2 protein-coding genes and 1 pseudogene are annotated in these 3,238 nt (G+C 56.1%); 1 reads left to right on the plus strand and 2 read right to left on the minus strand.

Translation table 11 applies throughout. The features are described from left to right. Nucleotides 1-4: 4 nt before the first annotated feature. A pseudogene (locus AC1DYX_RS29675) lies at nt 5-709 on the plus strand (DDE-type integrase/transposase/recombinase); the annotation flags it as partial. Nucleotides 710-884: 175 nt separating this feature from the next. Here the strand turns inward: AC1DYX_RS29675 and AC1DYX_RS29680 are convergent. Then, nucleotides 885-1,361: an Imm26 family immunity protein gene (locus AC1DYX_RS29680; protein WP_477265590.1), complete on the minus strand. Its 477-nt coding sequence runs from the start codon at nt 1,359-1,361 to the stop codon at nt 885-887. A gap of 2 nt (nt 1,362-1,363) precedes the next feature. Continuing rightward, on the minus strand, nt 1,364-3,238 hold a 1,875-nt coding region (locus AC1DYX_RS29685), incomplete at its 5' end, for an RHS repeat domain-containing protein (RefSeq protein ID WP_477265592.1).

A 3,238-nucleotide genomic window follows, 5' to 3' on the forward strand; every position in this document is an offset into this window, starting at 1 on the left:
GTAGTACATCAATGCCGATGTGTCCCGCTCCGGCATCGCCCGCCTTCTCAAGCGCGAAGGGATGGCACGCCTGGAGGATGTGATCCCGAAGGCCGAGGGCGAAACGATCGCACCGAAGAAAACCCTCAAGGACTACGAACCCGGCTTCATCCACATCGACCTCAAGTACCTGCCGCAGATGCCGGATGAGACCTCGCGCCGCTACCTGTTCGTCGCCATCGACCGCGCCACACGCTGGGTTTTCATGCACATCTACAGCGACATGACCGAGGCGAGCAGCGTCGATTTTCTGCGTCGGCTCAAGCTGGCTTCGCCCATCAAGATCAGCAAAATCCTGACCGACAACGGCTCGCAATTCACCGACCGTGTCGCCACCAAAGACAAAAAGCCCAGCGGCAAGCACGCCTTCGATGTCGCTTGCGCAGCCCTGCCTGCCGAGCATCAATTGGCACCACCGCGCCATCCGCAAACGAATGGCATGGTCGAGCGTTTCAACGGCCGCATCAATGAACTGCTGCAGCAAACCCGTTTCGACAGCAAGGCCGACCTGGCGACGGCCTTGCTGAACTACTTGAAGCTGTACGACCACCACATACCGCAGCGCGTCCTTGACGCAAAAACGCCCATCCTGGCACTCAAGGAATGGCAGAAGAAGCGGTCTGAATTATTCGTCAAACGCGTTTATGATCAGACGGGACTCGACACTTAATCTCCCGCATGAATTTCAATAGGGGCGAATGCGTGAACTCATCCTGCAAACTTATCTTGACGCGATTGATTGCCGGACCCACTTCGTCCAGAAATCAATCCGCCGAATATAGCGTTTAAAACCAAAGCCAGTTGCGGTGAGAAATATGGCTACACGATAAGTAAAACAAGTATTTTTAACCTGCCTCAATACCCAAATACTTCCTCATGGAGGTTACGGATTTGTTTTCACGCCCGGCAAAATAATCATCCAAACGTTCTTCAATATGGAACGAAAACCAAGTGGAGAGTATTTCCAAACCTGCACATTCTTCTTTGGCCGCCGGCTCCTCTACTCCCGCACTATATATGTAGCATTGTTCCGAACCAATGGGCTTATGCAAATAGCTGGAAGGTCGCGCATAGTCGCCAGTCAACTCCACATGCCCGACATAATTCCATTTACCCGCAGTTGGCGCGTCCTTAGCCACCGGGACCCTAAAACCCAATGGAAAGCCCAATAACCCTTCAGGAAGAGCCGGAGATTCGGTACGGAAGTTAAAAAACGCAAAATCATTTGTGCAACAAACAAGCCCCAACGCATATCCCCCTGATTTTAGAGGGATTGCGTACACATCACCTGGTTTAAAATTTTTCCTTGTCTTTGGCTTCATTTTTATGGCCCCCACCTTCGTCTCGGCGGCGAGTTATCTGGCAAAGTTCCCCACCTAGCAACTGCCGCACTCATATACCAATATCTGTTCACGCTAAGGTCTGCGACCCCGTTAATCTTATTGCGAGCAGTCCCGCCAACACTTTGAGCCCCTCCAAAGAAGTCAATAAGCTGCTGCTCGCGGCCACGGATCTCACTGTAATCAGTCGTCCAGCGATCTACAACTGGGGGAGCAAATCCTTCCTGGTTCAGATGCAGTTGCTGCAGCCCACGTTGACGCACCAAAGCTTCGGGAGTGCCATATCCACTAGTACGGCCAGAATAAACTTGACCTGAAGCCGGATTCACTCGGGTGTAGGTTACATAAATAAATTTATCTTGGTCATCGGTACGTAATTTGCTGGCGGTAATAGTGACTACAGCCATGGCTACAACGCCAGCAAGCCCAGGAACAGCCTCCCCAGCTGTACCTCTTGCCCCAGCTGGCTCACCAACTTCACCGACTCCCTTAAACGGGCCAACCGGTAACGGACATTTACCCGCACATGCAACAGAGTTTTCAAGGAAATCACGCTGTCCCGGAGTCAATGTTCCTGGACCATTTCCGTTGCTTGCCGACGCCCCTGAATCATTGAGCCACTTAAGAAATTCATCCGCCCCACCAGTGCCACCTTGACTGCGCCACTCCTTAACCAAGGGGACGAGCTGTTTCATGCGATTAAATTCTGCCAGTGCTTGCCGCTGATCGAACTGAAAGCCCTGCAATTTGAAACTTGCATCCAGCCCCTCGTTATAGTTCCGGTACCAGTCTTGCGCCTGCTGCCAGGACGCCGACTGCTGCGCGTACTGGGCCTGGGCCTGCGCAGCGTAATACTCGTTGAACTTGGCGATCTCCTCGGTCGTATATTGTATCTGGTTCGTCAACACCTTATTCGCGCAGGACACGCCGCCGCACATCAGGAGACCCAGAGGCCTGCCCGCGCCGGCAAAGGCCAGGCCGGCGGCGGACGTGTAAATATGGACACCAACTCGCACCATATTGCCTTGGCGCATGGCCAAGCCGATGKCGCTGACGCTAACCAGGGGCCGCGCGTCTGACAGACCGGTGGGGTCGGCGCAGGTCAGCGGGTTGTTCTCGCAATAGCTGTAACGGTTGAAGCTCTGCAGGTTGCCCGCGTCATTCACGGCGGGATTAGGCTGCATGAACATGCCCAGCATCGGGTCGAATAGCCGGCCATTCATATGCACGACGCCCACGTCGTCCAGCTGCTCGGCGCTAGTGAAACCATTGCCGGTACCGGCATTCAGGGTCGGGCTCCAGTCCACCACCACGTTGCCGTTGGCGTCGTAGCTGCCATTGGTATAACGACGCTTGCCGAACGGATCGTAGGCATAGCGCGCGGTCACCGCACCCGTGTGGTCGGTGGTGCTGATCAGGCTGCCCAGGTGGTCCTTGTGCCAGTACTCCACCTTCACCAGGCTGACGCTGGCCGGCGGACTTTGCGTGATGTCCACCGATGGCGCCGGCAGCGCACCGGTGCTGATCAACACGCCGATGACCTGGCCACCCGCGCTCAGCATGTGGCGGTTGCTCACCGCGCCGCCAGGCGCGGTTTCGCTCTCGAAGTCCCCTCCCACGTACCATGTGGTGCGCGTGCCGCTGGCGTTCACCCGGGTTTCGCTCACCCGCGCGTGGTTCTCGTCGTATTGCCAGGTGTATTTCGGACTACCGAACGGGCCCTGCAGGCCCTGGCCGCTGTCCGGCTGGTCGAAGCTGGTGTAGCTGACGCTACGGTATTTGCCGTTGGTGGCGCTGATGACGTTACCGTTGTCGTCGTAGCCGTAGCTGGCGGTGTAGCTGCCCGCCACGCTGCGCAC

The organism is Massilia sp. P2_C2 (genome assembly GCF_056404615.1).